The sequence below is a fragment of the Rhodoplanes sp. SY1 genome (genome assembly GCF_046000175.1).
Lineage (GTDB): Bacteria > Pseudomonadota > Alphaproteobacteria > Rhizobiales > Xanthobacteraceae > Rhodoplanes.
The window spans coordinates 1-844 of sequence record NZ_JBEOMB010000445.1 but is presented as its reverse complement, the minus strand read 5'-3'; the positions used below and the strand labels follow the sequence as shown (position 1 = coordinate 844).

At 44.2% G+C, this 844-nt stretch carries 1 protein-coding gene; it reads right to left on the bottom strand.

Annotated elements, in window-relative coordinates:
* Positions 1–784 (bottom strand): DUF6119 family protein (locus ABTU92_RS30255; RefSeq protein WP_408095228.1); only part of this gene is annotated, 784 nt, incomplete at its 3' end.
* Between the last annotated feature and the right edge of the window lie 60 nt (positions 785–844).

The following is an 844-nucleotide window of genomic DNA, read 5'->3' as shown; positions in this document are numbered from 1 at the left end:
CGTCGGGATTTATCTGAGGAATGCATAACTCGAATGTGCTTTGTGGCCCCCGTAGGTTATCTAGTAGCATGGCATTTAATTCGTCTTTTTCCTTCGTTGCAAGCACGGGCTTGAAGTCATCAATCACAGCGAAGGCTGTTTCCTTGTACGCTAGAGATTCATAGAGTTTTAATAGTCTTTCTGAAATTGATCTGATATCTGAGAATTTTAGAGTGGTAGTCAGCGAAAGGCCGGAAGCTCCGACAATAGTGTCTATACCGTTATTGCCTTCGGTCGATCCCGACACCCGCCTAAGTATTTCGAACTTATTTTGACCTCCGAAGGAGCCGAATCGAGATTCGAATGCTGATTGTGCGAACTGCTGAATCGCGCTTGCAACGTTCGATTTTTGAATCGCCTTTAACGCATCGTCTGCCACTGCGTTAACTGCAACCTTAATTCCAAAATTGTTCTCGATCTCTCTTTCATTTAATAGCTTCGCACCATGACCGAATGTGACCGCAAATATTCGTCCTCCCACTTCGAGAACAACAAGAGATGCCGGGTTTCCGCGGCTGAATTTTGGCATTTCAAAAGTATCGGAAAGTAATTTCATCCAACGTGGAGTTTTAGGGTGAGAAACGTGATAGTAAGCATCCAGGTCTGCATCGTCTGGATGCTTCGGATTGAGGCGACTTGCCTCACCTGATTCGACTTTTTCGATAAATGAACTGGAAATAATGCTGTTGCGAGTAGCGCTCTTGACTCCCATATAAATCGAGAACTTCCGTTTTTTGGATTTCATCTTCGTTTCTGCCCGTCGAATTGCAATTGATTAAGTGTACAACCAGTTTGCTCTCTTTCA